Below are 25,416 nucleotides of genomic sequence, written 5' to 3'. Positions count from 1 at the left end.
TCAACGGATGTGAATAACGTCCACGTATGTGAACGGTCAGCGCTCTCCCGAGCGGAAGCGATCGAGCACGCGACGTTCCCGTTTGGTCGGACGCCCCGCGCCACGCTCCCGCCGCGCGACCGGCACGGCGGCCTCGGGCGGCGGCGCCGGCGTCCGGTCGATGAAACAGGTCGCCGCGTCGGCGGCACCCACCCGCTTCTGGATCACCCGCGTGACTTCCAAGATCCGCGTCGTGTCGTGAACCCGCGCACGGACCTCGTCGCCCGCCACGACGGTGGTCGCGGGTTTGGCCGGTTTGCCGTTCACGCGGACATGGCCGCCACGGCAGGCCGCTGCGGCGTCCGGACGCGTCTTGGTCAGCCGGACGGCCCACAGCCAACGATCAACTCGAGTGGACTCCACAGCAGTACATAGTGGCCTATCGGCCGACTTTATTGCCACTCGGTATAGACGCAGGTATAACTTGTTCTAAATCCCTCAACGGTGAGGAAGATCACGTGAGCGACGAAACCATGTGGAGAAGCGCTTCCGGACAGTTATCGCGTCGCCTCTTTATTGCTGGAACTGGTTCTATCTTGGGGGCCGCCGCCCTCGGTGGGACGGCTTCCGCGAAAAGTTCGATCGCCGACGCCGCCCGAATCCCGGCGCTCGTCATCGGCTCCGGATACGGCGGCTGTGTCGCCGCGCTCCGGCTCGCCGAAGCCGGCGTCGACGTCCACCTCGTCGAACTCGGCATGGCCTGGGACACCCCGGGCACGGACGGCAAGATCTTCGCCAACACCACCAAGCCCGACTATCGCTCCTTCTGGCTGCGGACGAGGACCAAGCAGCCGTTGAGCAACTTCCTCGGCTTCCCGCTCGACAAGGACGTCCCGCGCCACACCGGGATCCTCGACGCCGAAGAGTTCAGTGGCATCACCGTGTACCAGGGCCGCGGCGTCGGCGGCGGCTCACTGGTCAACGGCGGGATGGCCGTCACGCCGAAGCGCGAGAACTTCGGGTCGGTTCTGCCGACGGTCAATGCGGACGAGATGTACGGCGTCTACTACCCGCGCGCCAACGCGGGTCTCGGCGTGGCCACCATCGACCCGGACTGGTTCGAAACCGCCGAGTGCTACCAGTACGCGCGAGTCGGCCGGAAACACGCGCAGCGGTCGGGTTTCCCGTTCCTGTTCGTCCCGGACGTGTACGACTGGGACTACATGAAGAAGGAACAGGCGGGCACGGTCCCGAGGTCCGCGCTGGCCGGGGAGATCCTCTACGGCAACAACGCGGGCAAGAAGTCGTTGCAGCAGACCTATCTCCCGCGGATCAAGGCGACCGGGCGGGTGACGATCTCGGCGCTGCACCGCGTCACGTCGGTCACGCCCGCGTCCGGCGGCGGATACACCGTGGCGATGGAACAACTCGACACCGGAGGCACGGTGACGGCGACGAAGTCGGTCACCGCGGACAAGGTCTTCTTCGCGGCAGGCAGCGTCGGCACGAGCAAGCTCCTGGTCAAGCTGAAGGCGACCGGCGCCCTGCCCAACCTCAACAACGAGGTCGGAAAAGGCTGGGGCGACAACGGAAACGTCATGTGCGGCCGGGCGAACCACATGTGGGACGCCACCGGGGCCCTGCAGTCGTCCATCCCCACCGCGGGGATCGACAACTGGGCGGCGGGCGGGGCGTTCGCCGAGGTCGCGCCGCTGCCGACCGGTATCGAGACCTACGCCTCGTTCTACCTCTCGATCACCAAGAACCTCAACCGCGCGACTTTCTCCTGGAACCCGAGCGCGAACAAGGTCGACCTGAACTGGCAGACCGCCTGGAAACAGCCCTCGATCGAGATGGCGAAGACGATCTTCGACAAGATCAACGCGAAGGAAGGCACGATCTACCGGACCGACCTCTTCGGCACGTACAAGATCTGGGGCGACCACCTCACCTACCACCCGCTCGGCGGCGCGGTGCTCGGCAAGGCGACCGACAATTACGGCAGGCTCCACGGCTATCCGGGCCTTTACGTGATCGACGGCGCGTTGATTCCGGGCAATACGTCGGTGAACCCGTTCGTCACCATTACCGCATTGGCGGAAAGGAACATCGAAAAGATCGTCGCCACCGATCTGTGACGACGATCCACAATAGGCCGGGGCCGCCACCCCGGCCTATTCTCATATCTTCGGAAGAACGCAGACGGTGTCGATGCCCAGAACGTGGTTCAGCCGTCCGAAGGCGAGCCAAGAACCGATGCTCATGCTCAGTTCGACGATCTCCTTCTGGCTGTAATGCTCGGCCATCCGCTTCCAGAATTCGTCGTCGATGCCGTGGTGGTCGAGCGCGTAGCGTTCGGCGTACTCGGCGGCCAGCCGGGTCCGCTCGTCGAACGCGTCGGTGGTGCGCCACTCGGTGACCGCGTCGGCGAACTCCTCCTCGACCTTCACCCCGTCGCGTTCGGTCCGCCAGTCCAGGCAGAACACGCAGCCGTTGATCTGCGCGATCCGTAGCCGGGCCGCCTCGAACTCGCGCAACCCCAGTGTGGTGTGCGAGTACACCGCGAGCGAGAGATTCGACGCCGCGACGCCGATCCCGGGCACCATTTCGCCCCACACGTAACCGATCGGGTCCTTGCCCTCGGGAATGTCGATGTTCATCGCGCGCTCCTTCCGAGCTTGCCGGTGGCCGGACGCAAGGGGACGTCGAGTGCGTCGTAAAGGCCCGGTTTCGCGTCCACTAGCCAGTCGATGGCGCCGACCAGCCTGCCGACCGCGGTCGCGTTGCCGCCGGCGGACCGGTTCTCGCCCTCGTCGGTGGCCTCGACCGAGACCTCGATCCTGGGACGGCCTTCGATGATCACCTTGTGCGCGCCGTCGCCGCTGGGCGGCATCGGCCAGTCCGGCGCGCACGAGGCGTGGATCCGGGTGACGTGCTCGACGACGATGCGGGGTTCGCCGTCCACGATCCCCTGCACTTCGAACCGGACTGCGCCCTGCGTACCCGCCTCGAACTCGCCCATCGCCCGCGTGGTCACGGTTTCCTCGAGCGGGCGGCGCTCGAGCGTCTCGCGGATCTCGTCCAGTTCGACCCCCAGACCGCGGGCGATGAGCCGCACCTGCCCGCCCCACACCATCGTGGGCACCGACGGGGCCAGCATCGGCGGCTGATAGTCCATCGGCTGCCCCATCCCGACCAGATAGCGGACCGAATCCGGCTGGTCGTAGGTGGAGTAGTCGAAGATCTCCTGGCAGCGGACCGCGTCCACGGTGGTGCCGAGCCCGCTGATCAGCAACGGCAGGATGTCGTTGCCCCAGCCGGGATCCACCCCGGAGACGAACAGCGAACCGCCGCCCTCGGCGATCGCCGCGAGCACCGGCTCACGCAGCTCGTCCGGCGCGTTGCGCTGGTCGTACAGCGCGTAGAGCGCGGGCGTCACCACCACCGCACCGGCCCGGACCGCGCGGACGATGTCGGCCAGCGCTTCGGCCGGCCGGATGTCACCGGACGCCGCGTACACCACCGCCCGTGGACCCGCCGCCATGACGGCTTCGACGTCATCGGTCGCCGCCACACCCAGTTCGCCGTCGATCCCCGCGAGCGCGGCCGCGTCACGGCCGACCTTCGCGGGATCGTGCACGAGCACTCCGGTGAGTTCCAGCGCCGGATGCGCGTCGACGGCCCGGATGGAGGCACGGCCGATGTTGCCCGTACCCCAGACAACCGTGGGAATCATGAAGTCGAGGTTAACCGAATCCAAGTGCGGTTCCCAGTACCGAAACAATCACGAAAACCGCAGGTCAAAGCGCATTACTCGGGTTCATTCGAGCGGGCAACGAAACCGTTCCGGTACGCGGAACGAGCGTCGTTTTCCCCGCGTCCGGCAATACCCGTTGGACCGGTCGCGCGACGTCTGTGTAATGTGCGCTCTCGTGACGAGCCCCGAGTCGGACAGAACCCCGCCGCCGGTCATCCGGCGGCGAGTCGTCGTGTCCTGCCGTTAGGTCCTCTCGCCTCCCGGTGACCGGAGCGCTGTTCCGTGCGTCCGGCCGGGTTCCACCCTGTCCAGCGCACGGCTCCTCCTGCTCACTTTTCCCATGGGAGTCGTCCGTTGCCCCTGTTCGTCTATGTCCTCGGCCTTGCCGTTTTCGCGCAAGGCACCTCAGAATTCATGGCCTCCGGTCTCGTGCCGGGGATCGCCGGTGAGCTGTCCGTGCCAGTGAGCGCGGCCGCCGCGCTGACCTCGGCGTACGCCGTCGGAATGATCGTCGGCGCTCCCGCGATGGCCGTGCTCAGCGCACGCTGGCCTCGGCGCCGGGCGTTGGCCGGGTTCCTGGCCGCTTTCGTCGTCGTGCACGTCATCGGCGCCGTCACGACGAGCTTCCCGCTGCTGTTCGGCACCCGGGTGGTCGCGGCAGTGGTCAACGCCGGATTCCTCGCCGTGGCGATGCCGGTCGCGGTCGCTCTGGCGCCGCAAGGGAAACAGGCGCGGGCGACCGCGATCCTGTTGGCGGGCATCACGTTGTCGTGCGTGGCCGGAGTACCCGCGGGCGCCGTGCTCGGCGATCTCGCCGGCTGGCGCTCCGCGTTCTGGGCGGTGGCCGCGTTGTGCCTTCCCGCACTGGTGCTGGTGTTCCGTTCGGCACCCACCGGCGCGGCGAACCCGCCCGAAGTCTCGATCAGGCGTGAAGCAAGCGAACTGAAAGCGCGTCCCGTCCGTCAGGCGATGCTCTTGGCCGCGTTGGTCAACGGTGCGACCTTCGCGACGTTCGCCTTCCTCGCGGTCATCGCGACGGACGTCGCTCGCCTTCCCGGCGGAGCGGTTTCCGGCCTCCTGGCGGCGTTCGGCGTCGGTGCTTTCCTCGGTGTCACGGTGGCGGGCCGGACGGGAGACGGCGAACTCCGGCGCGGTCTGGTGCTCGCGTTGTGCGCCTTGCCGGTGGGCTGGGCCGCACTCGCGACCACCGGCGCGCAACCGATCGCGTTGTTCGTCCTGGCGACCGTCCAAGGTGGACTGTCGTTCGGCTGCGGTTCCGCGCTGGTGGCCCGGGTCATGCACGTGACCCCCGGAGCTCCGACGCTCGGGGGTTCGTTCGCGACGGTCGCGCTCAACGTCGGCGCGTTCCTCGGGCCGGTGCTCGCCGGTTTCGTCACGGAGTCGACGGCCGACTACCGCTACGCCATCTGGATCAGTGCGGCGATCGCGCTTGTCCCGCTTCCGTTCGTTCTGCGGAAGGCGGGCTGGGTAACATCGGCCCGACCATGGAAATGATCACCGTCCCGGCAGGCCGGGCGACGCTGGCGGACCGGCGGACGCAGCGGAGCTGGACCGTCGATGTCGCGTCGTTCCTGCTCGCCCCCGTTCCGGTCACCCAGGAGACCGGACGGCTGCCCCTCGTCGACGTCTCCTGGCAGGACGCACTCCTGTTCTGTAACACCCTGTCCGAACGCGAGGGGCTGACTCCCGTCTATGAGCTGGATTCGCCGACCTGGGACCGGTCCGCGAACGGCTACCGCCTGCCCACCGAAGCGGAATGGGAACACGCCTGCCGCGCCGGCACGACCGGCCCCCGTTACGGACCGCTCGACGAGATCGCCTGGTACCGGGAGAACTCGGCGGAATCCGTGCACGAGGTCGGCGGGAAGGCGCCCAACGCGTGGGGCCTGCACGACATGCTCGGCAATGTCTGGGAGTGGTGCTGGGACGTCTACGACGCCGAGGTGTACGGCGAGTACCGGGTGCTGAAGGGCGGTGGCTGGTTCGACGAGCAGTGGAGCTGCCGGGCCTCGGTGCGACGTCGCAGCCATCCCACGTTCCGCGTCGACGACGTGGGCTTCCGCCTCGCCCGGTCACTGTGACCCCGGCCTCTCGCAGGTGTCGATCACCCGATTGAATGGCGCCAGGACACCCGGCCAGGGTGTCGGACCTCTGGAGGAAACCGTGACCGGAACCGCTCCCCGAGACGTCGAACGCGTCTACTCCACCGCCGACGTCGTCGCGAAACTGCGCAGGCTCGCCGACGCGCTCGAGTCCGAGACCTCGTTCCGCATCCAGATCGCCGGGGAACGGTTCCGCGTCCCCGCGCGTGCGCAGTTCTCGATCGAGCACGAGCGCGGTGACGGCGAGGAAGAGGTCGAGTTCCAGCTGAAGTGGAAGATCGAGGAGACCGACTCGGACGACGACGCCGAGGGCACCGTCGTCTGATCTTTCTGTCCACAAAGGACAGGGCGGGTCCGTATTCGTTGGCGGGCCCGCCCTTGTCTTCGCTACCGTTCGCCTGTGATCAAGCGTTATGACCGTCGGGCGTTCGTCCTCGCGTATCTCGCGGCCCAGCCCGAGTACTCGCACGGGTTCAGCGACGACGTGGGCGAGTTCAACGACGCCCTCAAGGCTTATCGGGAACGGCTGCTCAAAGGACTGGAATCACTCTTCGGTCTCGAACTGACCTGGGACGGCGTCTCCGACCGGGCCGACGGCTCGGTCCTGTTCATGCTGTTCAGCAGCGCCGCCCGAAACCATCTGGGGGTCAAGGCATCGGGCTTCCTCGAAGGCGGACTGCTCGTCAAGGTGCTGGAACGGACCGGGCAGGACGGGCCCGTGCTCGCGTCGATGAGCCGGAGCAACGAACTGCGAGACAGGCTGTGGGAGTCCTACGTCGACACCATGGAACTGGTGCTCGGCATCCTGCTCGGCGAGCGGGCGGACGCTGTGTTCACCTCGGCCGACCTTCGCGGGATCGGCGTGGACGACACCGAACCTCGTGAGTGGTAAGGACGGTTAGAACCGTCTTCACCACTCACGAGGGCGTCAGACGATGCCGCCGTTGGCGCGAAGGACCTGCCCGTTGACCCACCGCGCCGGACCGGCGAGGAACGAGACGACCTCGGCGATGTCGGACGGGGTGCCGAGGCGTTCGAGCGGGGGCTGCGCCGCCATGCTCGCGATCGTCGCCTCGTCCTTGCCGTCGAGGAACAGCGCCGTGGCGGTCGGGCCTGGGGCGACCGCGTTCACGGTGATGTCGCGGCCGCGCAGTTCACGGGCGAGGACCAGGGTGACGGCTTCGACGGCGCCCTTCGTAGCGGCATAGGCGGCGTATCCCGGCAGGGCGAGGCCGAGCACCGACGTGGAGAAGTTGATGATCGCGCCGCCGTCGCGCACCCGGCGGGCGGCCTGCTGGTCGACCACGAAGGTGCCGCGGATGTTGGTGCGGTGCAATCGGTCCAGCCGGTCGAGATCCAGTTCGGCCACCGGCGCGAGGTACATGATGCCCGCCGCGTGGACCACGACGTCGACACCGCCGAAGGTCTTTTCCGCGGTGTCGAACACGGCCGCGACGGCTTGCTCGTCGGCGACGTCGGCCTGGGCCGCGATCGCCTGGCCTCCCCTGCCGGTGATCGCGTCGACCGCGGCCTGCGCCTCGTCCTTGTTGCCGCCGTACACGACGACGACCGCGAACCCGTCCGACGCGAGCCGCTCCGCGGATTCCCTGCCGATGCCCCGCGACCCGCCGGTGACGATCGCTACGCGTGCCATGACTTGCTCCCATCAGGCGTTTCCATTGGTAACGGCCTCACGGTATCACTGATATCGAACCACTGCTACCGGCCGAGTGTTATCGTCGATACATGACGTTGACGACGAAAGACCGGTTGGTCCGCGCGGCCGCGGAGCTTCTGCGGGAGGGCGGGCGCGAGGCGTTGTCGACGCGTGCGGTCAGCGCCGCCGCCGGAGTGCAGGCGCCCACGCTCTACCGGACCTTCGGCGACAAGGACGGGCTCCTCGACGCAGTCGCCACGTATGGCTTCAAGAGCTACCTGGAGGGGAAGCACGCCCTCGGCGAGACCGACGACCCGGTGGGCGATCTGCGGCGGGGCTGGGACCTGCACGTCGAGTTCGGCCTGCAGCAGCCCGCCTTCTACATGCTCATGTACGGCGAGCCGCGCGTCCGCGAAGCCCGCCGCGAGGCGGACGCGATCCTCCGCCGGATCGTCGGCCGCATCGCCGAGGCCGGCAGGCTGCGCGTCCCGGTCGAACAGGCCGCGCAGCTGGTGCACGCGACCGGGATGGGCGTGATCCTCTCGTTCCTCGCCAGCCCTCCCGAACAACGCGACCCGGACCTGATCGTCGCCGCGCGCGAACATGTCATCGCGGCCATCACCACCGACAGCGCGGAGGAGGTGTCGGACATCCCGAGCCGTGCGATCGCACTCAAAGCCGCGCTGGAGAAGGAACCCGGGGACGCGCTGACCCCGGCCGAGCACGCGATGCTCGCTGAATGGCTCGACCGCCTCGCCCGGTGATCTACCGGCCGACGGCCTTCGCCGCCGCGACCGCCTGACCGGCGTACGACCGTCCGAAAAGGACGGTGTGCACCAGGAGCGGGAACAGCTGGTGCGCACCGATCCGGTCGGTCCAGCCGTCGGCGAGCGGGGCGACCTCCTGATAGGCGGCGAGCACCCGGTCGAGCAACGGGCAGCCGAACAACTGCAGCATGGCGAGATCGGTTTCGCGGTGGCCGCCGTGCGCCGCCGGATCGATGAGCGAGGCTTCGACAGGCCCCCACAGCACATTGCCGTTCCATAGGTCACCGTGCAGACGCGCCGGAGGTTCGGACACTTCCGGGAGCCGCGCGCAGGCTCGCTCGATGACTGCGGCCTCGTCAGCGTTCAGAGTGCCCTCGTCCACCGCACGACGGACATAGGGCAGGACTCGATACTCGGCGTACCACCGCGACCAGTCCTCCCCTGGGGTGTTCTTCATCGGAGCCAGGCCGATCCACGCGTCGGCGGGGCCGTCCGGCGGCGCCGCGCCGAACGCGGGCGCGCCCGCCGCGTGCAGTGCCGCGAGCCCCCGTCCCAGCCGCTCCGCGGCGTGATGCGTCGGCCTCCCTCCGCCGACCAGATCCGTAACCAGCCACTCGTCGTCGTAGCCGCGCACCTCGGGTACCCGCACGGCACCGGGCTCCCCCAGCCATCGCAGGCCCGCTGCCTCCGCGGGTATCGCGTTCCGGGCATGGCCCCGTTTGACGACCACGGTGTCGCCGCTGTCCAGCACCACTTCGGTCACCCCGCCCGAGAGGCTTCTCTGCTCGGAGACAGCGCGTCCGGTGATCCTCGTGGCGGCCTCGGCAGGCGGCGAAACCTGGGTCATGTCCGCAACCTACCTCCACCGATCGGGTGAACGCTCGTTGGCTAAAGTGCACTTCGGGGGAAATCCAAGTGTTTTCACTTTTCCGAGGGGAGATCGGTCGTGCCCACACGTCCGAGAGTTCGTCATGCCGTCGTCACCGCGATGCTCGGCGCCGCGCTGGTCGGCTGCACAGCACCGCAGAACGTCGGTCAGGCCCGGAGCGCCGGTGCCACCACCACTTCCGGACAGACGTCGGCCAGTGAACCGACGACGACGCCGAAGCCGTATCTCACCACCACGCCGACCCTGGAGGTCACCGGCGAGGCGGTCAAACCGGGTACGAAGCTCAAATTCGGCGAGCAGGCGATCATCCCGTTCTACAGCCACTACGCGAAGGGCGTCATCGGGCTGACGGTCACCGTGGAATCGGTCAAAGCGCCCGACGCCGACATCGACGGCCTGCCGCTCAAGGACGAGGACAAGGCGAAGCTGCGGGGCAAGAACTTCTTCTTCGTCCGCGAAAAGCTCACCAACGTCGACGGCTCCAACATGGCCGAGGTGTACACCCCGATCCTCAGCGCGAAGACCAAGAGCGGCGGCTGGCCGGGTTCGCTTCTGGGCATGGGCGATGCCGACGTCACCGGGTGCGAGGACCAGAATTTCGCACCGAAGGACTTCTCGACCAAGGGCGCGGTGTTCGAGTCCTGCCGTCTGCACTTCGGGGTCGCGTCCGATCCGATCACCTCGCTGTCGTACACCTCGCAGCCTTACGAAAGCGCCGATTCACGCGCCGTCACGTGGCGGAACAAATAGCCCGGCCGGTTTCCCTGCCTCGGTCGGGCTGCATCCGGTCAACGCCCGGAACTCCCGGACGAGATGCGCCTGATCGCTGTAGCCGCCCAGGTGCGCGACCTCGGCCCACGGAAGTGACGACACCCGGCTCATCAACGCCAGCACCCGATTGAGCCGGGCGATCCGCCCGGCCGTGCGGGGGTTCAGCCCGATCTGTTCGCGAAACCGGGCGTTGAGATGCTGCCTGCTCCAGCCGATCTCGTCCGCGAGAGCGTCGACGCGGACCGGGCCCGCGGAAAGCCGGTCCCACGCGTACCGGACCGGGGCGGCCAGCGCGGGGCCGCGAGTCACCTTCGCCGCGAGATATTCGTCGAGCAGCCGGAACCTCTCCGCCCAGTCCGTCGCCTCGGCCAGCCGTTCGGTCAACGACCCGGCCGGCAGCGTCTCGGACGCCGCGACCACTGAATTCGTCAGTTCCCGCAACGGAATCCCGAACAACGCGTACGCGCCAAGCGGGGTCAGGGTGACCACGATCCCGCGCGAAGCCCCGCTCTGTTCGACACGCAACGGCCGGTCCCGCAGCCCCAGCACCGGCGAAGAGGGGACCCCGGCATCGCGGGCCGGGGCGTCGAGGTCGATCACCCAGGTGAGCACGGACAACGGGGTGATCTGCCAGGAGTTCGCGCCCGCGTCGGGAAGATCGTGCGCGACGTAGCTCGCCACGTGGGCGGCCAGCGCGGGATGGGGCCACCGGAGAATCCGCTCGCCGGGTGCGCGGGCGATATCCCGCCGCGGCACCACGAGACCCCACCCGCCCATGCCTGCACCTTACTTTCGTTCAAGACCGGAAACGTGGCTTTGCCTAGCGTTCCGCTCATGCGGAGAATCGGGAGTTTCAAAAGTCCGGCGGCCGAGAAGCACTACTTCGCCGCCTATGACCGCGCCATCGCCGAGTGTCCGGACCCGGACGCGGTCTTCGACGTCGGAACGCACCATGGCACCACGCGGGTCTACCGCTACGGCGACGGCGGCAGCCCGATCGCCCTCCTGCCGGGACTCATGGCCACTTCCGCGTGTTTCGCGACCCTGATCCCCGCTTTGGCTGAGCGGCACCCGGTCTATGCGATCGACACCCTCGGCGAAGCGGGCCGAAGCGTGCACAAGGTCCCGTTCGAAGACATCCGTGACCGGGCGAGCGCTCTCGACCACGTCTTCGAGAACCTGGGACTGACCGACGTGCATCTCGTGGGCGGTTCGACCGGCGGCTGGCACGCGGTCAACCAGGCGATCCACGCGCCAGGAAGACTCGCGTCCATCGGATTGCTGGACGCCACCACCGTTTCGGCGCCGTTCTCCCGGCGCGTGTCCTGGTACGGCTTGCCCGTGGCCGTCCTCGACAACGATCGCCTGTGGCGGCGGTTCGTGGCGTGGACCGCCGGGGAGGACGTCCTCGACCAGCCCGCCGCCCGGCTGATCCTCGCCGGGATCCGGTGCTATCGCGCCCGGGTGCCGTTTCAGGTTCGCCCCAGCGAAGCCGCGCTGCGGTCCATCGAAGTGCCCACGTTCGCCCTGTTCGGCGGACGCAGCGTCGTGCACGATCCGGTCATCGCCGCCACACGACTCGAAAGCCTCATCCCCCATGCCGACGTCGAGATCCTGCCGGACGCCGGTCACTATCTCTATCTCCGTCCGCCGGATCGCGACCGGATCATCGAGCGCGTCCTCGGCCGGGCCGGTTAAGCGGCACGCGCACCGAAACGGCGGCGCGCGGCGGCCAGGCTGGCCCGGCACGCGGCGATCAGCCGGGCGGAGGCGGCGCTTTCGCCGTGGCCACACCGCGGGCAGAACATCGTGACGTCACCGGACAGTTCGTCGATGGAAACGGTGAGCGCGGTCGCGCACGAACGACACCAGCGGTGCCGTGTGATCGGGTTGACGTGCAGCGGCGAAGCCACGCATTGGTGGATCCAGCGGCCGTGCACGTGGCAGGTCAGCCGGTCGTCCGGGGACAGGCGGCCGACGTCTTCCGCGTCGTCCTCCATCGCCAGCAGAACCGGCAGGGTGCGGCTCACCGGGTTCAGCCGCGTGGTCGAGGCCAGTGTCGTGGTGTTCATCGCTTTCTCCTTCCGGCTCTTATCAAGACGTCGAACAGGGAGTGCCAGATACGACACGGCCGGGCATCTTTTCCCAAAGAGCTCCCCCTCGTGGGTGAATTGATCTTGGTCGAATCCGAACCGTTACCCCATTCGGGTTAATGGCGCGTATCTTTCGGATCATGACGGCCGCACTCGTTTCACTGTCCACATCAGACAGTCGTGGCCGCGGCTACCTGGTGTTTCCGCCCGCCGGTGGCACGCTGCGCGCGTTCGGCCCGCTCGCCGGCGCGGCCGATGCGGACGTTCGAGGCGTCGAATACCCCGGACACGGGGAAAGGCTCGCGGATCCACCGGCTTCCACTGTCGAAGAACTCGCCGCGCAGTCGGCCGCCGCGATCTCGGCGGCCTGGTTCAGCCGTTCCGTGACGATCGGATTCGGCATGGGCGCCTTCGTCGCGTTCGAAACGGCTCAACGGCTGAGTGTGTCGCCTCGCGCGCTGATCGTCGTGGACGCGTGCGCCCCGCAACGGCGTTCACCGGACAAGAACGCCAAGGCAGGCGCCTCGGCGATGGGACGGGTGTTCGGCCGCACCGGGCTCACCCCCGTCGCGGGCTACCGCGATTCGCCCGAAAGCTGGGAGTACGCCCTGGACCTGCTGCTCGGCGATCTCCAGCTGCTGAACGCCTACCGCGGGCCCGCCAGGACCCAGCTCTCGTGCCCGATCGCGGCGATCCGCGGCACCGACGATCCCGCGTCCGCTTCGGGCGACGACGCCACGGGCGGCTGGCGGGTGTGGACGTCCGGCCCGTTCGTGGGCCGCGTCGTCCCCGGCGGCTACCTGGGCGTTCTCGAATCCGGCCGGGAAGCAGAGTTCTGGTCGCGGATCCACCGGCTGGAAGAGGCCTTCGTGGCCGCCCACCCCGAGGTGGCCTAGGGCGACTTACACCGGTGACGTCGTCCGACGGTCGCCGCGGCCGGAGCCGTCCCCTTAATTTCGTCCCGTACCAGGCGTTTCGCGGGAGGAATCAGGATGCTCAGCAGGAGAAGGTTCGCGCAGGCCGTCATCGCCGCGACAGCGGGTGCCACCGTGGCGGGCTGCTCGGCCCAGCCCGCGGCGGCACCGGTGGCGGCGCCCGCCACGACCGGCGGGAACACCTCGTTCGGCCCGCTCAAGCAGATCGACGCCGGGGAGCTGAGCATCGGTTATGCCGAAGCCGGCCCCGCCGACGGCCCGGTGGTGGTCCTCCTGCACGGCTGGCCCTACGACATCCACAGCTACGTCGACGTCACTCCGCGCCTGGTCGCGGCCGGGTACCGGGTGATCGTGCCGTTCCTGCGCGGCTACGGGCCGACGCGGTTCCTGTCGAAGGACACGTTCCGCAACGGCCAGCAGTCCGCGATCGCCGCCGACATCGTCGCGCTGCTGGACGCGCTCAAGATCGAGAAGGCCGTCTTCGGCGGCTTCGACTGGGGCGCCCGCACGGCCGTGATCATCGCCGCGCTGTGGCCGGAGCGATGCAAGGCGCTCGTGTCGGTGAGCGGCTACCTGGTGACCAACCGGGAGACGAACAAGCAGCCGCTCTCACCCACCGCCGAGCTCGGCTGGTGGTATCAGTACTACTTCGCCACCGAGCGCGGGATCCTCGGCTACACGAAGAACCGGCACGACTTCAACAAGCTGATCTGGAAGATCGCGTCGCCGAAGTGGACCTTCGACGACGCGACCTACGACCGTTCGGCCGCCTGCTTCGACAACCCGGACCACGTGGCCATCGTGATCCACAACTACCGGTGGCGGCTGAGCCTCGCCGAGGGCGACCCGAAACTCGACGCCCTCGAACAGAAGCTCGCGCAGGGACCGGCGGTTTCGGTGCCCACCATCACGATCGGCAGCGACTTCGACGGCCCGAACACCGACGGCAAGGCGTACCGGTCGAAGTTCTCCGGCAAGTACGAGCACCGCGTCCTCAACGGCATCGGCCACAACGTGCCGCAGGAGGCACCGGAGGAGTTCGCCAAGGCCGTCATCGACGTCGACCGGTTCTAGCGGGCCCCGGTGAGATGTTCGAGGGCCAGCTGGGACAGGCGGATGAAACCGTAACCGCGTTCCGCAGCCTTGTCCGGGTCGAAGTCCTCGAACGCCGACCGGTCCGCCAGCAGATCCGCCGCCGTCTCACCCTCGTTCAGCGTCGGCGTCGCCAGCTCGGGAACGAGGGCGGCTTCCAGCGCGGCCCGCACCTCGGGATCGGCCCGGAACGCGCGGGAACGCTCGGCGAACAGCAGATAGCTGGCCATGTTGGCCTCGGCACTGGCCCACACGCCGTCCATGTTCTCCGTGCGCAGCGGCTTGTAGTCGAAGTGACGCGGCCCGTCGTAGCCGCCGTGCTCCAGCAGGTCGACCAGGAAGAACGACGACAGCACATCGCCGTGGCCGAACACGAGGTCCTGGTCGAACCGCGGGCCGCGCTGGCCGTTGAGGTCGATGTGGAACAGCTTGCCCTGCCACAGCGCCTGCCCGATGCCGTGGACGATGTTGAGCCCCGCCATCTGCTCGTGCCCGACCTCGGGGTTCACGCCGACGATCTCGTGGTTGTCGAGGGTGGAGATGAACGCGAGCGCGTGGCCGATGGTCGGCAAGAGGATGTCGCCGCGAGGTTCGTTCGGCTTCGGTTCGAGCGCGAGCCGGAGGCCGTAACCCTGGTCGAGGACGTACTGGGCGAGGAAGTCGATGCCTTCGCGGTAGCGGTCCATCGCCGCGCGGACGTCCTTCGCGGCGTCCGTCTCGCTGCCTTCGCGGCCGCCCCACAGCACGAACGTCGACGCGCCGAGTTCGGCGGCGAGGTCGAGGTTCCGCAGCACCTTCCGCAGCGCGTAGCGGCGGACGTCACGATCGTTGCTGGTCAGGCCGCCGTCCTTGAAGACGGGGTGGCTGAACAGGTTCGTGGTCACCATCGGGACCACGAGACCGGTCTCGGCGAGCGCGCCCTGGAAGCGTTTCAGCTGCCGCGCGCGGTCGTCGTCGGCCGAACCGAACGGAACGAGGTCGTCGTCGTGGAAGGTGATCCCCCAGGCACCGAGGTCCGAGAGGCGGTGCACGGCTTCTACCGGGTCGAGCGGCGGACGGCTCGCCGGGCCGAACATGTCGTTCGCCTGCCAGCCCACGGTCCACAGCCCGAAGCTGAACTTGTCCTCACGCGTCGGTGCCTGAGCCATCTCGCCTCCCATTAGTTTGATGCCTGAACTTATCGACGCGCGACCCGGCGGGTCAAGGCTTTCGTTCAGGCATCGAACGAATACAATCGCGCGATGATCGGCACGCGCCCGGCGGGACAGCACACCGTGCGGCAGCACAACGCCGCGCTCGTCCTCGGGGCGATCGCGGACGGTCCCGGCACGTCCCGGGCGGGTCTGGCCGCCACCACCGGACTCACGAAGGCGACCGTGTCGAGCGTGGTCGACCGGTTGATCGCGGCGGATCTCGTGGCCGAAGGCGAACCGGAGCAACGCGTCGGCCCCGGGCGGCGCGGCACCGTCGTTTCGCTCTCCCCCACCGGCCCGCACGGACTCGGCATCGAAATCGGCGTCGACTACCTGGCGTCCTGTCTCGTCGATCTGACCGGCGCCGTCCGGGCGCAGGAGGTCCGATACGCGGACAACCGGACCCCGCGGGTTTTCCAGCGCGTGTCGGCGTTCCTGCGTAAAGCCCGGAAGCAGGCGGACGCACTGGGCGTCCCGGTCGGCGGCGTCGGGATCGCGGTGCCGGGCCTGGTCGAATCCGGCCTCGTGCGGCTCGCCCCCAACCTGGGCTGGCGCGACGTCGACCTCGCCGACCGGCTCGGCGGGAGGTTCACCGTCGCCAACGAAGCGAACTTCGCGGCGCTCGCCGAACTCTGGCACGGCTCGGCGTTGCCGGATTTCGTCCACGTGTCGGGCGAGATCGGGATCGGTGCGGGCATCGTGCTGGATCGCGCCCTGTTCGAAGGCGTCCGCGGCGCGGGCGGCGAGATCGGCCACCTGCCCGTGGCGCCCGACGGCCCGCCGTGTTCCTGCGGCGCGAACGGCTGTCTGGAACGGATGGCCGGTCAGGAAGAGATCCTGCGGCTCGCGGACGCGGAAACGGTGGACGAGCTGGTTACCTCGCTGGAATCCGGCGACGCCGCCGCGCTCTCCGCGGTGACCACCGCCGCAGGACATCTCGGCGTCGGACTGTCCACTGTGGTCAACCTGATGGACGTTCCGGCGGTGGTGCTAGGCGGAACCTACGCGCGGCTGGAGCCGTGGCTGCGTGAGCCACTCCTCGCCGAACTGGACCGCCGCGTGCCCAGCACGGCGTGGTCGCCGGTGCGCGTCGTCCGCTCGGCGCTGGGCACGGGCGCCGCCGTCCGCGGCGCCGCCGGCTCGGTGATCCGCGGCATCCTCGCGGACCCCGAGCACCATCTCACGACTCACTCGCCATCCGATCAGGACGCTCGGGATCGGTGACCCCCGGCAACGACGCTTCGATGGCCTGCGCGCGCTCCTCGATGTCCGCGCGCTGGACACGCCGCGCGTAGGCGATGAGTTCGTCGCGATCCGCGTGCGGGAGCCAGCCCTGCTCGCAGCCGGTCTCAAGCCGCACGAGGTAGCGCACCAGCTCCGCCGACTCGGCGCCGAACTCCCGCATGCGGCGGGTCAGCAGTTCCGCCGCGGCGAGGTAGCCGTTGTTCCAAGCGTGGACCGCCAGCAGTTGCGCGGTCGCGGCGAGGATGTCGCCGAGGTGGAACCCGCCCTCCGCGGCGAGATGCCCGGCGATCCGGAAACTGCGTCTGCCCTCGCCGACCGGCCCCTCCTCGCGAATCGCTTCGAGCAGCGCCCCGATCTGCCGCGTCAGGTAGTCCTGACCCGCGTCCTCCACCGTCACCGCATTCCTCCACCCAGTCGCCGTGATCGCAGGAAGGTGTCAATGGGGTGCACGGCAGATACATCGAATGCCGAACCGTTATCACCCGAATGGCGCGGTCGGCGGGGCATGCCGGTCACCGGGGCCGCCTGTCCTGCAGCCGATCCTCATCCCCCACGGCCGTCCCGATCGCAGTCACGGCGACCGCGAACAGGATCAGCACACGCGCCACGATTCCTCCGCCTCCGCCATCGAACCCGCCTGTATTCGGCGTAAGCGCGGAGAGCGTTACAGCGTCAGCTCGTGGTGGCGGTGTTGATCGCCCGCGCGTAGTCGGCGGCCGTGCCCTGCGCCGAACACTTCTTGATGTCGTCGTACAGCCACATGAACCCACCCGGAATCCCCGCGGACGACTTCCAGGCCCGCATCTTGCTCTCCACCTGAGCGGGCGAATCCCCCGCAGTGCAGCCGGAGCCGTTCTTGCTCCAGAGTCCCGGATCCACCGGCATGCCGAGTGACCGCGTCCAGGTCGCCGGGTCGTTGCCGCTGCCGCCCGCGTATGCCTGCAGGTACACGCGATCGACCAGACCACCGAGCCCGTTCTTCACGCCTTGCCAGTACGACACCGCGGTGTACGGCGCGAGCGTGAAGTTCCGGTAGCCCATCGCGTTCGCCATTCGCGCGAAGGTGACGGTGGAGTCGACGTCGTAATGCGCTTCGTCGTCGTTGTTGATCGCGTCCGCGCCGGTGGCGTTCTTCAGCGCCAGGAAGTTGCGGTACAGCACGGTGCCGCTGCCGGTGCCGTCGCGCGTGATCAGATTGTCGATGGCTTCCCAGTCCGGTGTGCCCCAAGCACCGACGGAGATCTCGATGCGATCGACCGAGGTCGGCGCCTGCTTCAGGGTCCGCAGCCGGGCCGGCCATCCCGCGTCGCCGACGTACTGGCCGTCTTTCACCACGAGGTGGTCGTTGTAGTACAGATCGCCGTTGTCATGGACATGGATGCTCCACAGGATGACCGTGGTGAAACCCGACGACCGCAGGACGTCCATGACACCCTGACCGTCCTGATAGAACGGTCCCCCGCCGTAGATCGCGGACCGGCCGGCCGCGGCGGGGCTCTCCTGCGCCTCGGCCGTATCCGGTTGACTCGTTTGGACGATCGACGCGGCGACCACCAAGGCCACCGCGGTACGCACCCAGGTCCACCGCATCAGGTCAGCTCCCTTCGGCCTGCTTCGGAGGGTATGAGATTTTCCAACGGTGCGGCCAGGTTTGTTCGGCGACCTGTCCGGTGGAATGGACCATTCGGCTCACGCCACCAGTCGTTCGACGACCAGGAGTGCTCCCACCAGCATCATCGAGGCACCGGAAATCCGGGAAACGACACGGGAAACGGCGGGGCGGGCGCGCAGCAGGGCTTGTGCTCCCACGCCGACGCAGGGGTAGACCATCGCACAAGTACCGACGAAGGTCAGCCCGAGCACGGCCAGCTGGACCGGGATCGGCCAGCGCGCGGCCGGGTCGGTGAACTGCGGCAGCATCGCGACGAAGACCAGCAGTCCCTTGGGGTTCAGTCCGCTGACCGCCATCCCTTCCAGCAGCGTGCCACCCCGGCTCCCGACTTCCCCTGGAGCGCTACCCGGCGTCGACGGATGGCGCACGGTCTTGAAGCCGAGCCAGATCAGGTAGAGCCCACCGGCGACGGTGAGCGCGAGCAAGGCGATCGGCGTCGACGCGACGAGGACACCCAGGCCCGCGGCGACCACCAGCGTCATGGCCAAGTAGCCGAGAACGATGCCGCCGGCGGCCGGCAGGACCTGGCGACGAAGTCCGGCACTGATCGCGAAGGCCCAGTCGGCGCCGGGCACCGCGATGAGCAATGCCGCGACGCCCCAGAAGGCGAGAACGGATCCGAGAGGCATGTTCGAAAAGCTATTCGCGATCCGGCCGAAGGTGCTTCCAACTTTTACCCTATCGGGCGACACGCGTGGAAGAATCTTCCCCATGGACGCTGTCGACCGGAAGATTCTTGCCATCCTCCAGGAGGAGGGGCGTCTGACGCTCACCGAACTGGCCGAGCGGGTCCAGTTGAGCGCGTCGCCGTGCCACCGCCGGCTGCGCGCGCTCGAACGGGACGGCACGATCAGCGCGTACCGGGCGGTGGTCGATCCCGCCGCGCTGGGGCTGAACTTCGAGGCGCTCGTGTTCGTCACCATGCGGCAAGAGGACCGCGAGACGTTGCTGAGCTTCGAAGACGCCGTCACGCGGATCCCGAACGTCCTGCTCGCGCAGCGGCTTTTCGGCGACCCCGACTACCTGCTGCGCATCGTCACCGCCGACCTCGCCGCGTATCAGCGGCTAGAGGACGACGTGCTGTCCGCGTTGCCCGGGGTGCAGCGGCTGAACTCGACGCTCGTGATGAAGCAGGTGGTCAACGACCGGCCACTGCCCACCACCGCCTCGTGAGTGGCGGGGCGAACCGTCCCCTGTGACCAACCAGTCCGAAGTCCGTGAAGGCCTCCTTGAGGGACTCTGGGTCCCTCAAGGAGGCCTTCACGGACCGGTATTCGTTGATCTACGTCTGACCTGTGCGTAGGCGGGATTCGCTCCGTTCCAGACAGGGTCGAGCGTTGTCCATGAAGGATTTGGGACGTTCACCGTCCCAAATCCTTCATCAACGAATCCATGTAGAGGAGCCAGGACGTTCCACGCCCCGAACCCCTCAGGCTCGACCCACACCACTGGGTAAGCAAGACAAGTCCCTCAAGGAGGCCTTCACGGACTTGGGCACCCAGACGCGAAGTGAGCGGAGGCGTGACTCGCGTGATCAGAGACGTGACTCGCGTGACTGGAGGCCGCACTCGGGTGTTCCGCCCCTGATCACGCGAGTTACGCCTTCGATCACGTGAGTGCGGTGCCACGTCCTCACCACTCACGAGGGGCGACGCCCGGCTGCTCCTCGAAGATCAGCCAGGTCCGCGTCGAGCGCACGCCGTCCAGCGCCTGCAGGCGTTCCAGCACGACGTCCCGCAGCGAAGCGTTGTCCGGTGTCCGCACCAGCAGCAGGATGTCGAAGTCGCCACCGACGAGCGACACATGCTCGACGAACGGGATTTGCCGCAGCTCGGCGGACATCGTGCGCCACGACGTCTGCTCGACGGTGATCAGGATGTACGCGCTCGTTCCGAGCCCGGCCCGCCGAGGGTCGATCCGGGCGCCGAAGCCGGTGATGACGCCTTCGGACATCAGCCTGTCCAGCCTCGCGTAGGCGTTGGTGCGCGAGATGTGCAGCCGCTCCGCGAGTGCCCGGACGGCGAGCCTGCCGTCCGCGGTCAGCTCGGCGAGGATGGCGCGATCGATGTCGTCGAGGGCAAGGACCGTTCGTCCCGGATCCGGCCCGTGAGCCACGCCACTACCGGACGGTCGGCCCGGCTGAACCGATTCTGCCGACAGTTTGTCGCTCATTTCGCGCACCTCTTGAACACTGGGACTCCGGAAACCACGATCTCAGCATCATATGTCTGTGAAAGGTGGTGCTGCGCCATGTCGCGGGAGACCCCTGCCGCCGCGTTGCTGCCGTCCGGGATCCCGGTGCGGTTCCTCGCCGAGGACGGCACGCGCGTCGACAAGCACGGTGACTACACCGTGCCGCCGGCCGAACGGCTCGTCGAGGCCTACCGGCTGATGGTGCTCGGCCGCCGGTTCGACGCGCAGGCGACCGCGCTCACCAAGCAGGGCCGCCTCGCCGTGTACCCGTCCAGCGCCGGTCAGGAGGCCTGCCAGGTCGCGAGCGCGCTCGCCCTCACCGACGCCGACTGGCTCTTCCCCACCTATCGCGATTCGGTCGCGCTGGTCGCTCGCGGCCTCGAACCGGGCGAGATCCTGACACTGCTCCGCGGCGACGCGCACTGCGGTTACGACCCCGCCAAGACCCGGGTCGCTCCCCAGTGCACGCCGCTGGCGACGCAGACCCTCCACGCCGCCGGGCTCGCCCACGCGATGCAACGCCGCGGCGAGGACGCCGTCGCGTTCGCGCTCATCGGCGACGGCGCCACCAGTGAGGGCGACTTCCACGAGGCGCTCAACTTCGCCGCCGTGTTCAAGGCGCCGGTGGTGTTCTTCGTGCAGAACAACGGGTTCGCGATCTCCGTACCGTTCGAGAAGCAGAGCGCCGCACCCGCGCTGGCGTACAAGGGTGTCGGCTACGGCGTCCGCTCCGAGCAGGTCGACGGCAACGACGCCCTCGCCGTCCTTTCCGTGCTGGACGACGCCGTCGCGCACGCGCGTTCCGGTCGCGGGCCGGTACTGGTGGAGGCGCACACCTACCGGATCGACGCGCACACCAACGCCGACGACGCCACCCGTTACCGCGATCAGGCCGAGGTCGAGAAGTGGCGCGCTGCCGACCCGGTTCGCCGTCTTCAGACCTATCTGACCACCGAGAACCTGTTGTCCGAGAACGACATCGAGCGATTCCAAGCCGAGGCCGAGACGTTCGCCGCCGGAGTGCGCGACACCCTCAACGCCGACGTGGAGCCGGATCCGATGTCGCTGTTCGAGCACGTGTACGCCGTCCCGACCCGTCAGCTGGCCGCCCAGCGGGCGCTGGTCGCGGCCGAACTGGAGGCCTGATGTCCGAGCTCTCGATGGCACAAGCGCTCAACGCCGCCCTGCGTGACGCGGTCAAGGACGACGACCGTGTGCTGATCTTCGGCGAGGACGTCGGCCCGCTCGGCGGCGTGTTCCGGGTGACCGACGGCATCACCGCCGATTTCGGCGAGGAACGCTGTTTCGACACGCCCTTGGCGGAGTCCGGCATCGTCGGTTTCGCGGTCGGGATGGCGATGGGAGGGTTCCGTCCGGTGGTCGAAATGCAGTTCGACGCTTTCGCCTACCCCGCGTTCGAGCAGATCACCTCGCACGTCGCGAAGCTGCGGAACCGCACCCGCGGCGCCTTGTCGCTGCCGATGGTCATCCGGATCCCCTACGCGGGCGGCATCGGCGGCGTCGAGCACCACTGCGATTCGAGCGAGGCCTACTACACCCACACGCCCGGCCTGCGCGTCGTCACACCCGGCACTCCCCAGGACGCCTACGACCTCCTGCGCGACGCGATCGACTCGCCGGATCCGGTGATCTTCCTCGAGCCGAAATGCCGCTACTGGTCGAAGGAACCCGTGTCCTTCACCCGGGAAGGCGCGGCCATGGACCGCGCGGTCGTGCGCCGCGAGGGCAAGGACGTCACGCTCATCGCGTACGGCCCGATGGTCGCCACCGCGTTGGAGACCGCAGAGGCCGCGACCGCCGAAGGCTGGGACGTCGAGGTGGTCGATCTCCGGTCGCTGAGCCCGTTCGACGACGAGACCGTCGCCGCCTCGGTGCGCCGCACCGGCCGCGCGGTCGTCGTCCACGAAGCGGCCGGGTTCGGCGGCTACGGCGCCGAGGTGGTCGCCCGGATCACCGAGCAGTGCTTCCATCAGCTGCACGCGCCCGTCCTGCGCGTGACCGGGCTCGACATCCCTTACCCGCCGCCGAAACTGGAGCGCCATCAGCTTCCGGACGTCGACCGGATCCTGGACACCGTCGCCCGGCTGCAGTGGAACGACGAACCGGTGGTGGCCGGTGCCTGATTTCCTGCTCCCCGACCTCGGTGAGGGACTGACCGAGGGCACCATCGTCACCTGGCTCGTCGCGGAGGGCGACACCGTCGGCGTCGACCAGCCCGTCGTCGAGGTCGAGACCGCGAAGGCCGCCGTCGAGGTGCCGGTGCCGTTCGCCGGCGTCGTCACCCGCCTCCACGGTGAACCCGGCCAGTCGCTGCCCGTCGGCGCTCCCCTGCTCACCATCGGACCCGGGTTCACCGAACCCGGCGTGACGACCGCGAGTGAGGGCAGCGGCAACGTCCTCATCGGCTACGGCACGACCACCACGACCAGGCGCCGCCGGACGCGCACCGTCGTCGCGACCCCGGAGAAACCGTCGAAAGCGCCGGGCGTGATCTCGCCGTTCGTCCGCAAAATGGCCGTGGACAACAAGATCGACCTGACGAAGCTGACCGGCAGCGGTCCGGGCGGCATCATCCGGCGCGCCGACGTCGAAGCGGCCCTCGCCGTCCCGGAGCAGCGAGACGGCGAGACACGCATCCCGCTGACCGGCGTCCGCAAGGCGGTCGCGGACAAGCTGACGACCTCGCGGCGTCAGATCCCCGAGGCGACGGTCTGGGTCGACGTCGACGCGACCGGACTCGTCGCCGCGCGGAAGTCGCTCAACGCCTCGGCGCCGGATCGCCCGGTCAGTCTCCTCGGCCTCGTCGCGCGGTTCGCCGTCGCGGGGCTGCGGAAGTTCCCCGAGCTGAACTCTCGGGTGGAAGGCGACGAGATCGTCCAGCTTCGCGACATCAACCTCGGTTTCGCCGCGCAGACCGACCGAGGTCTCGTCGTGCCGGTGGTCCGCGACGCGGGCTCACTGTCCACAAGGGAGCTTTCGGCGGCGATCGGCGACCGGACGACGCAAGCCAGGGAAGGGAAGCTCGGCCCGGCAGGCCTCACCGGCGGAACCTTCACGGTCAACAACTACGGGGTGTTCGGGGTGGACGGCTCCGCCGCGATCATCAATCACCCGGAGGCGGCGATCCTCGGCATCGGCCGGATCATCGACCGAGCTTGGGTGGTCGACGGCGAGCTGGTCGCGAGGAAGATCTGCGAGCTGACACTGGCGTTCGACCATCGGGTGTGCGACGGCGGGACCGCGGGCGGGTTCCTTCGGTTCGTCGCGGACTGTGTCGAGTCGCCGATCACCGCGCTCGGGGACCTCTGAGCGGGTCGCACAACCGACGGTTGTGATCCGCCAACGACCCGTTGTTCGACTTCGGGGTTCCGGCTTGCTTTGATCTCGCGCGTGGGTGGGAGATCGCTGGGGCGACGGTTCGGCTGGCTGTGGGCGGCATACGCGGCGAGCGCGTTCGGGACGAGGTTCGCGTTCGACGCGTTCAGCCTGATCGCCATCGTCGTACTCGGCGCGGGCACCGCCGAGGTCTCGTTGCTCGCGGCCGCCGGTCTCGTCGTGGGCGCGGTGGTCGCGCTGCCGCTCGGCCCTTGGGTCGAGTTCCGCCGCAAACGGCCGGTGATGATCGCGATGGACCTCGTCCGGTGCGGGGCGCTGCTGACCGTCCCGGTGGCGTACTCGTTCGGACTGCTCGGCTTCGGCCAGCTTCTCGCGGTGTCCGTCGTCGTCGCGGCGGCCGACATCACGTTCCTGGCCGCCAGTGGGGCTTTCCTCAAAACCCTGCTGCCCCGCGAAGACCTGCTGGTCGCGAACGCCCGGTTCGAGTCGACCACCTGGACGGCCACCGTGCTCGGGCCGCCGCTCGGCGGTTTCGCCGTCGGTCTGTTCGGGCCGGTGGTCACGATCGCCGCCGACGCGGTCAGCTATCTGCTTTCGGCGCTCGGGATCCGTGCCGCCGGTGGTTCGGAGCCGCCGCCCGCGAAGCCGGACGGCGCCCGGTTGACCGGCCGCGACCTGCGGGAAGGCTGGCGATTCATCCTCGCCCATCCGTTGTTGCGGCCCCTGTTCGTCAACACGATCGTGGTCAACGGACTGATCATGGCGACCGCGCCGCTGTTCGCCGTGCTGATGCTCGGGCAACTCGGCTTCGCGCCTTGGGAGTACGCGGTCGCCTTCGCGGTGCCCTGTCTCGGCGGGTTGATCGGGGCGTGGCTCTCCCGGCCGTTGGTCGCCCGGTACGGCCGGGACAAGGTCCTCTTCGTCTTCGGGTGGCTGCGGGTCTGCTGGCCTGTTTGGCTGGTCTTCGTCCAGCCCGGTGTTCCCGGCCTGATCCTGGTCATCGTCGTCGAACTCTGCCTGATCACCTGTATCGGTGTGTTCAACCCGGTGCTCGCCACCAGCAGGCTCGAACAGGTGCCCCTCGACCGCGCGGCCCGCACGCTGTCGGCCTGGTCGATCGCCGGGAAGCTCACCACCGCCGGCCTGACCGCGCTGTGGGGCCTGCTCGCCGTGTTCACCGGCCCGCGCGCCGCGGTCGGCATCGCCGGGGCGCTCATGCTGGCGACACCGCTCCTGCTCCCCCGAAACCGTCGGACCCCTGTGCCAGTATCCAGGCATGTCGATCAAGAGAGTGGTCACCGACCTCGAGACCAAGACGCTGCCGGAAGCGAAGGCCTTCTACGTACAGGTTCTCGGCTTCGAGGTGGTGATGGATCACGGCTGGATCGTGACCCTGGCCGATCCGGAGCGGCCGGAGGTCCAGCTGAGCCTCATGACCCATGACGAGACGGCGCCCGTCGTGCCGATCGCTTCGATCGAGGTCGACGACGTCGACGCGAGGTACGCGGCCGCCAAGGCATCCGGTGCCGAGATCGTGCACGAACTGACCGACGAGCCGTGGGGTGTCCGGCGGTTCTTCGTCCGGGATCCGAGCGGGCACGTGGTCAACGTCCTGTCCCACCGCTGACGTCCGAAGGGGGTTTCATCGAAATTTCATGACTCGTCCCTAGCGTTCGACCACGCACCGTAGTCG

Annotated in this window: 28 protein-coding genes and 1 pseudogene; 17 read left to right on the top strand and 12 right to left on the bottom strand. The window is 68.4% G+C overall.

Going from position 1 to position 25,416, the window contains the following annotated elements; genetic code table 11:
* Positions 1-36: 36 nt before the first annotated feature.
* Positions 37-402: an RNA-binding S4 domain-containing protein gene (locus tag DMC64_RS13910; protein WP_007029562.1), complete on the bottom strand. Its 366-nt coding sequence runs from the start codon at positions 400-402 to the stop codon at positions 37-39.
* 173 nt (positions 403-575) lie between these two features.
* Here DMC64_RS13910 and DMC64_RS13905 point away from each other — a divergent pair, with 173 nt between their 5' ends.
* Complete coding sequence (locus tag DMC64_RS13905) at positions 576-2,117, top strand: GMC oxidoreductase (protein WP_125733838.1); 1,542 nt, start codon at positions 576-578, stop codon at positions 2,115-2,117.
* Positions 2,118-2,159: 42 nt separating this feature from the next.
* Here DMC64_RS13905 and DMC64_RS13900 read toward each other — a convergent pair whose 3' ends face one another.
* Together DMC64_RS13900 and DMC64_RS13895 are read right to left on the bottom strand one after the other, a co-directional pair.
* The gene (locus DMC64_RS13900) at positions 2,160-2,639 is read right to left on the bottom strand and encodes a carboxymuconolactone decarboxylase family protein (RefSeq protein ID WP_125733837.1); all 480 of its coding nucleotides are present in this window, start codon (positions 2,637-2,639) and stop codon (positions 2,160-2,162) included.
* Entirely contained in the window at positions 2,636-3,715 is a 1,080-nt protein-coding gene (locus DMC64_RS13895) for a dihydrodipicolinate reductase (RefSeq protein ID WP_073843360.1), read from the bottom strand. Before DMC64_RS13895 ends, DMC64_RS13900 begins: the two co-directional genes overlap by 4 nt.
* Before the next feature lie 375 nt (positions 3,716-4,090).
* Here DMC64_RS13895 and DMC64_RS13890 point away from each other — a divergent pair, with 375 nt between their 5' ends.
* The 4 genes from DMC64_RS13890 (at position 4,091) to DMC64_RS13875 (ending at position 6,751) form a co-directional block, all read left to right on the top strand.
* Positions 4,091-5,251: a Cmx/CmrA family chloramphenicol efflux MFS transporter gene (locus DMC64_RS13890; protein WP_125733836.1), complete on the top strand. Its 1,161-nt coding sequence runs from the start codon at positions 4,091-4,093 to the stop codon at positions 5,249-5,251.
* On the top strand, positions 5,242-5,838 hold the full coding sequence (locus DMC64_RS13885) for an SUMF1/EgtB/PvdO family nonheme iron enzyme (RefSeq protein ID WP_125733835.1): 597 nt from the start codon (positions 5,242-5,244) through the stop codon (positions 5,836-5,838). Before DMC64_RS13890 ends, DMC64_RS13885 begins: the two co-directional genes overlap by 10 nt.
* Before the next feature lie 82 nt (positions 5,839-5,920).
* A complete protein-coding gene (locus tag DMC64_RS13880; RefSeq protein WP_016334492.1) occupies positions 5,921-6,184 on the top strand; it encodes an amphi-Trp domain-containing protein in 264 nt (87 codons plus the stop codon).
* 75 nt (positions 6,185-6,259) lie between these two features.
* Positions 6,260-6,751 carry a hypothetical protein gene (locus DMC64_RS13875; RefSeq protein WP_125733834.1) on the top strand — a complete coding sequence of 164 codons (492 nt, stop codon included), beginning with the start codon at positions 6,260-6,262 and terminating at the stop codon, positions 6,749-6,751.
* A 36-nt stretch (positions 6,752-6,787) separates the two neighbouring features.
* Here DMC64_RS13875 and DMC64_RS13870 read toward each other — a convergent pair whose 3' ends face one another.
* Positions 6,788-7,513, bottom strand: a complete 726-nt coding sequence (locus DMC64_RS13870) for an SDR family oxidoreductase (protein WP_037338364.1) — start codon at positions 7,511-7,513, stop codon at positions 6,788-6,790.
* Between the two features lie 92 nt (positions 7,514-7,605).
* Here DMC64_RS13870 and DMC64_RS13865 point away from each other — a divergent pair, with 92 nt between their 5' ends.
* Positions 7,606-8,280, top strand: coding sequence for a TetR/AcrR family transcriptional regulator (locus DMC64_RS13865; RefSeq protein WP_125733833.1), 675 nt, complete (start codon positions 7,606-7,608; stop codon positions 8,278-8,280).
* 1 nt (position 8,281) lies between these two features.
* Here the strand turns inward: DMC64_RS13865 and DMC64_RS13860 are convergent, their stop codons facing one another.
* Complete coding sequence (locus DMC64_RS13860) at positions 8,282-9,130, bottom strand: fructosamine kinase family protein (RefSeq protein ID WP_125733832.1); 849 nt, start codon at positions 9,128-9,130, stop codon at positions 8,282-8,284.
* 99 nt (positions 9,131-9,229) lie between these two features.
* Here DMC64_RS13860 and DMC64_RS13855 point away from each other — a divergent pair, with 99 nt between their 5' ends.
* Complete coding sequence (locus tag DMC64_RS13855; RefSeq protein WP_037338369.1) at positions 9,230-9,922, top strand: hypothetical protein; 693 nt, start codon at positions 9,230-9,232, stop codon at positions 9,920-9,922.
* On the opposite strand, the gene DMC64_RS13850 is transcribed toward DMC64_RS13855, so the two are convergent.
* Positions 9,893-10,720: a helix-turn-helix domain-containing protein gene (locus tag DMC64_RS13850; protein WP_125733831.1), complete on the bottom strand. Its 828-nt coding sequence runs from the start codon at positions 10,718-10,720 to the stop codon at positions 9,893-9,895. The two genes, DMC64_RS13855 and DMC64_RS13850, sit on opposite strands and share 30 nt — an antisense overlap.
* Positions 10,721-10,777: 57 nt before the next feature.
* On the opposite strand from DMC64_RS13850, the gene DMC64_RS13845 reads away from it, so the two are divergent.
* On the top strand, positions 10,778-11,641 hold the full coding sequence (locus DMC64_RS13845) for an alpha/beta fold hydrolase (protein WP_125733830.1): 864 nt from the start codon (positions 10,778-10,780) through the stop codon (positions 11,639-11,641).
* Here the strand turns inward: DMC64_RS13845 and DMC64_RS13840 are convergent.
* Positions 11,638-12,015 (bottom strand): hypothetical protein, encoded by a 378-nt coding sequence (locus DMC64_RS13840; RefSeq protein ID WP_125733829.1) that lies wholly within the window; start codon positions 12,013-12,015, stop codon positions 11,638-11,640. The two genes, DMC64_RS13845 and DMC64_RS13840, sit on opposite strands and share 4 nt — an antisense overlap.
* Before the next feature lie 161 nt (positions 12,016-12,176).
* On the opposite strand from DMC64_RS13840, the gene DMC64_RS13835 reads away from it, so the two are divergent.
* A complete protein-coding gene (locus tag DMC64_RS13835; RefSeq protein WP_125733828.1) occupies positions 12,177-12,932 on the top strand; it encodes a thioesterase II family protein in 756 nt (251 codons plus the stop codon).
* Between the two features lie 96 nt (positions 12,933-13,028).
* Positions 13,029-14,045: an alpha/beta fold hydrolase gene (locus DMC64_RS13830; RefSeq protein WP_125733827.1), complete on the top strand. Its 1,017-nt coding sequence runs from the start codon at positions 13,029-13,031 to the stop codon at positions 14,043-14,045.
* On the opposite strand, the gene xylA is transcribed toward DMC64_RS13830, so the two are convergent.
* Positions 14,042-15,211: a xylose isomerase gene (gene xylA, locus DMC64_RS13825; RefSeq protein WP_125733826.1), complete on the bottom strand. Its 1,170-nt coding sequence runs from the start codon at positions 15,209-15,211 to the stop codon at positions 14,042-14,044. The two genes, DMC64_RS13830 and xylA, sit on opposite strands and share 4 nt — an antisense overlap.
* 93 nt (positions 15,212-15,304) lie before the next feature.
* On the opposite strand from xylA, the gene DMC64_RS13820 reads away from it, so the two are divergent.
* Positions 15,305-16,480 (top strand): ROK family transcriptional regulator, encoded by a 1,176-nt coding sequence (locus DMC64_RS13820; protein ID WP_125733825.1) that lies wholly within the window; start codon positions 15,305-15,307, stop codon positions 16,478-16,480.
* Here the strand turns inward: DMC64_RS13820 and DMC64_RS13815 are convergent.
* From DMC64_RS13815 to DMC64_RS13805, 3 genes are all read right to left on the bottom strand, one after another.
* Complete coding sequence (locus DMC64_RS13815; RefSeq protein ID WP_037338385.1) at positions 16,437-16,898, bottom strand: hypothetical protein; 462 nt, start codon at positions 16,896-16,898, stop codon at positions 16,437-16,439. The genes DMC64_RS13820 and DMC64_RS13815 overlap by 44 nt on opposite strands.
* A gap of 275 nt (positions 16,899-17,173) precedes the next feature.
* A complete protein-coding gene (locus DMC64_RS13810) occupies positions 17,174-18,091 on the bottom strand; it encodes a lysyl endopeptidase (protein WP_125733824.1) in 918 nt (305 codons plus the stop codon).
* A 99-nt stretch (positions 18,092-18,190) separates the two neighbouring features.
* Entirely contained in the window at positions 18,191-18,802 is a 612-nt protein-coding gene (locus DMC64_RS13805; protein ID WP_125733823.1) for a LysE family translocator, read from the bottom strand.
* An 82-nt stretch (positions 18,803-18,884) separates the two neighbouring features.
* Here DMC64_RS13805 and DMC64_RS13800 point away from each other — a divergent pair, with 82 nt between their 5' ends.
* A complete protein-coding gene (locus tag DMC64_RS13800; protein WP_038513131.1) occupies positions 18,885-19,346 on the top strand; it encodes an Lrp/AsnC family transcriptional regulator in 462 nt (153 codons plus the stop codon).
* 459 nt (positions 19,347-19,805) lie between these two features.
* On the opposite strand, the gene DMC64_RS13795 is transcribed toward DMC64_RS13800, so the two are convergent.
* Positions 19,806-20,345, bottom strand: coding sequence for an Lrp/AsnC family transcriptional regulator (locus DMC64_RS13795; protein ID WP_233629649.1), 540 nt, complete (start codon positions 20,343-20,345; stop codon positions 19,806-19,808).
* Positions 20,346-20,423: 78 nt separating this feature from the next.
* Here DMC64_RS13795 and pdhA point away from each other — a divergent pair, with 78 nt between their 5' ends.
* The 5 genes and pseudogenes from pdhA to DMC64_RS13770 all read left to right on the top strand — a co-directional run.
* Positions 20,424-21,512 carry a pyruvate dehydrogenase (acetyl-transferring) E1 component subunit alpha gene (gene pdhA / locus DMC64_RS13790; RefSeq protein WP_125733822.1) on the top strand — a complete coding sequence of 363 codons (1,089 nt, stop codon included), beginning with the start codon at positions 20,424-20,426 and terminating at the stop codon, positions 21,510-21,512.
* The gene (locus tag DMC64_RS13785; RefSeq protein WP_063272533.1) at positions 21,512-22,510 is read left to right on the top strand and encodes an alpha-ketoacid dehydrogenase subunit beta; all 999 of its coding nucleotides are present in this window, start codon (positions 21,512-21,514) and stop codon (positions 22,508-22,510) included. The genes pdhA and DMC64_RS13785 overlap by 1 nt, the downstream gene beginning before the upstream one ends.
* Complete coding sequence (locus tag DMC64_RS13780; RefSeq protein ID WP_125733821.1) at positions 22,503-23,696, top strand: dihydrolipoamide acetyltransferase family protein; 1,194 nt, start codon at positions 22,503-22,505, stop codon at positions 23,694-23,696. Before DMC64_RS13785 ends, DMC64_RS13780 begins: the two co-directional genes overlap by 8 nt.
* Positions 23,697-23,777: 81 nt before the next feature.
* On the top strand, positions 23,778-25,166 hold the full coding sequence (locus tag DMC64_RS13775; RefSeq protein WP_125733820.1) for an MFS transporter: 1,389 nt from the start codon (positions 23,778-23,780) through the stop codon (positions 25,164-25,166).
* Positions 25,075-25,350: pseudogene (locus tag DMC64_RS13770) on the top strand (VOC family protein); the annotation flags it as partial. The gene DMC64_RS13775 and the pseudogene DMC64_RS13770, both read left to right, overlap by 92 nt.
* Positions 25,351-25,416 lie beyond the last annotated feature (66 nt).

The organism is Amycolatopsis sp. WAC 04197 (assembly GCF_003947475.1).
Lineage (GTDB): Bacteria > Actinomycetota > Actinomycetes > Mycobacteriales > Pseudonocardiaceae > Amycolatopsis > Amycolatopsis japonica.
Note: the sequence above shows the minus strand (reverse complement) of the source record. Positions and strands in the feature narration are given on the sequence as shown.

Excerpts from the sequence above, each read along its gene's own strand:
- DMC64_RS13865 (WP_125733833.1), top strand. The coding sequence starts at position 7,606 with ATGACGTTGACGACGAAAGACCGGTTGGTCCGCGCGGCCGCGGAGCTT.
- DMC64_RS13870 (WP_037338364.1), bottom strand. The coding sequence starts at position 7,513 with ATGGCACGCGTAGCGATCGTCACCGGCGGGTCGCGGGGCATCGGCAGG.
- DMC64_RS13805 (WP_125733823.1), bottom strand. The coding sequence starts at position 18,802 with ATGCCTCTCGGATCCGTTCTCGCCTTCTGGGGCGTCGCGGCATTGCTC.
- DMC64_RS13810 (WP_125733824.1), bottom strand. The coding sequence starts at position 18,091 with ATGCGGTGGACCTGGGTGCGTACCGCGGTGGCCTTGGTGGTCGCCGCG.
- DMC64_RS13800 (WP_038513131.1), top strand. The coding sequence starts at position 18,885 with ATGGACGCTGTCGACCGGAAGATTCTTGCCATCCTCCAGGAGGAGGGG.
- DMC64_RS13830 (WP_125733827.1), top strand. The coding sequence starts at position 13,029 with ATGCTCAGCAGGAGAAGGTTCGCGCAGGCCGTCATCGCCGCGACAGCG.
- DMC64_RS13885 (WP_125733835.1), top strand. The coding sequence starts at position 5,242 with ATGGAAATGATCACCGTCCCGGCAGGCCGGGCGACGCTGGCGGACCGG.
- DMC64_RS13840 (WP_125733829.1), bottom strand. The coding sequence starts at position 12,015 with ATGAACACCACGACACTGGCCTCGACCACGCGGCTGAACCCGGTGAGC.
- DMC64_RS13785 (WP_063272533.1), top strand. The coding sequence starts at position 21,512 with ATGTCCGAGCTCTCGATGGCACAAGCGCTCAACGCCGCCCTGCGTGAC.
- DMC64_RS13845 (WP_125733830.1), top strand. The coding sequence starts at position 10,778 with ATGCGGAGAATCGGGAGTTTCAAAAGTCCGGCGGCCGAGAAGCACTAC.
- DMC64_RS13895 (WP_073843360.1), bottom strand. The coding sequence starts at position 3,715 with ATGATTCCCACGGTTGTCTGGGGTACGGGCAACATCGGCCGTGCCTCC.
- DMC64_RS13900 (WP_125733837.1), bottom strand. The coding sequence starts at position 2,639 with ATGAACATCGACATTCCCGAGGGCAAGGACCCGATCGGTTACGTGTGG.
- pdhA (WP_125733822.1), top strand. The coding sequence starts at position 20,424 with ATGTCGCGGGAGACCCCTGCCGCCGCGTTGCTGCCGTCCGGGATCCCG.
- DMC64_RS13860 (WP_125733832.1), bottom strand. The coding sequence starts at position 9,130 with ATGACCCAGGTTTCGCCGCCTGCCGAGGCCGCCACGAGGATCACCGGA.
- DMC64_RS13820 (WP_125733825.1), top strand. The coding sequence starts at position 15,305 with ATGATCGGCACGCGCCCGGCGGGACAGCACACCGTGCGGCAGCACAAC.
- DMC64_RS13850 (WP_125733831.1), bottom strand. The coding sequence starts at position 10,720 with ATGGGCGGGTGGGGTCTCGTGGTGCCGCGGCGGGATATCGCCCGCGCA.
- DMC64_RS13795 (WP_233629649.1), bottom strand. The coding sequence starts at position 20,345 with ATGAGCGACAAACTGTCGGCAGAATCGGTTCAGCCGGGCCGACCGTCC.
- DMC64_RS13835 (WP_125733828.1), top strand. The coding sequence starts at position 12,177 with ATGACGGCCGCACTCGTTTCACTGTCCACATCAGACAGTCGTGGCCGC.
- xylA (WP_125733826.1), bottom strand. The coding sequence starts at position 15,211 with ATGGCTCAGGCACCGACGCGTGAGGACAAGTTCAGCTTCGGGCTGTGG.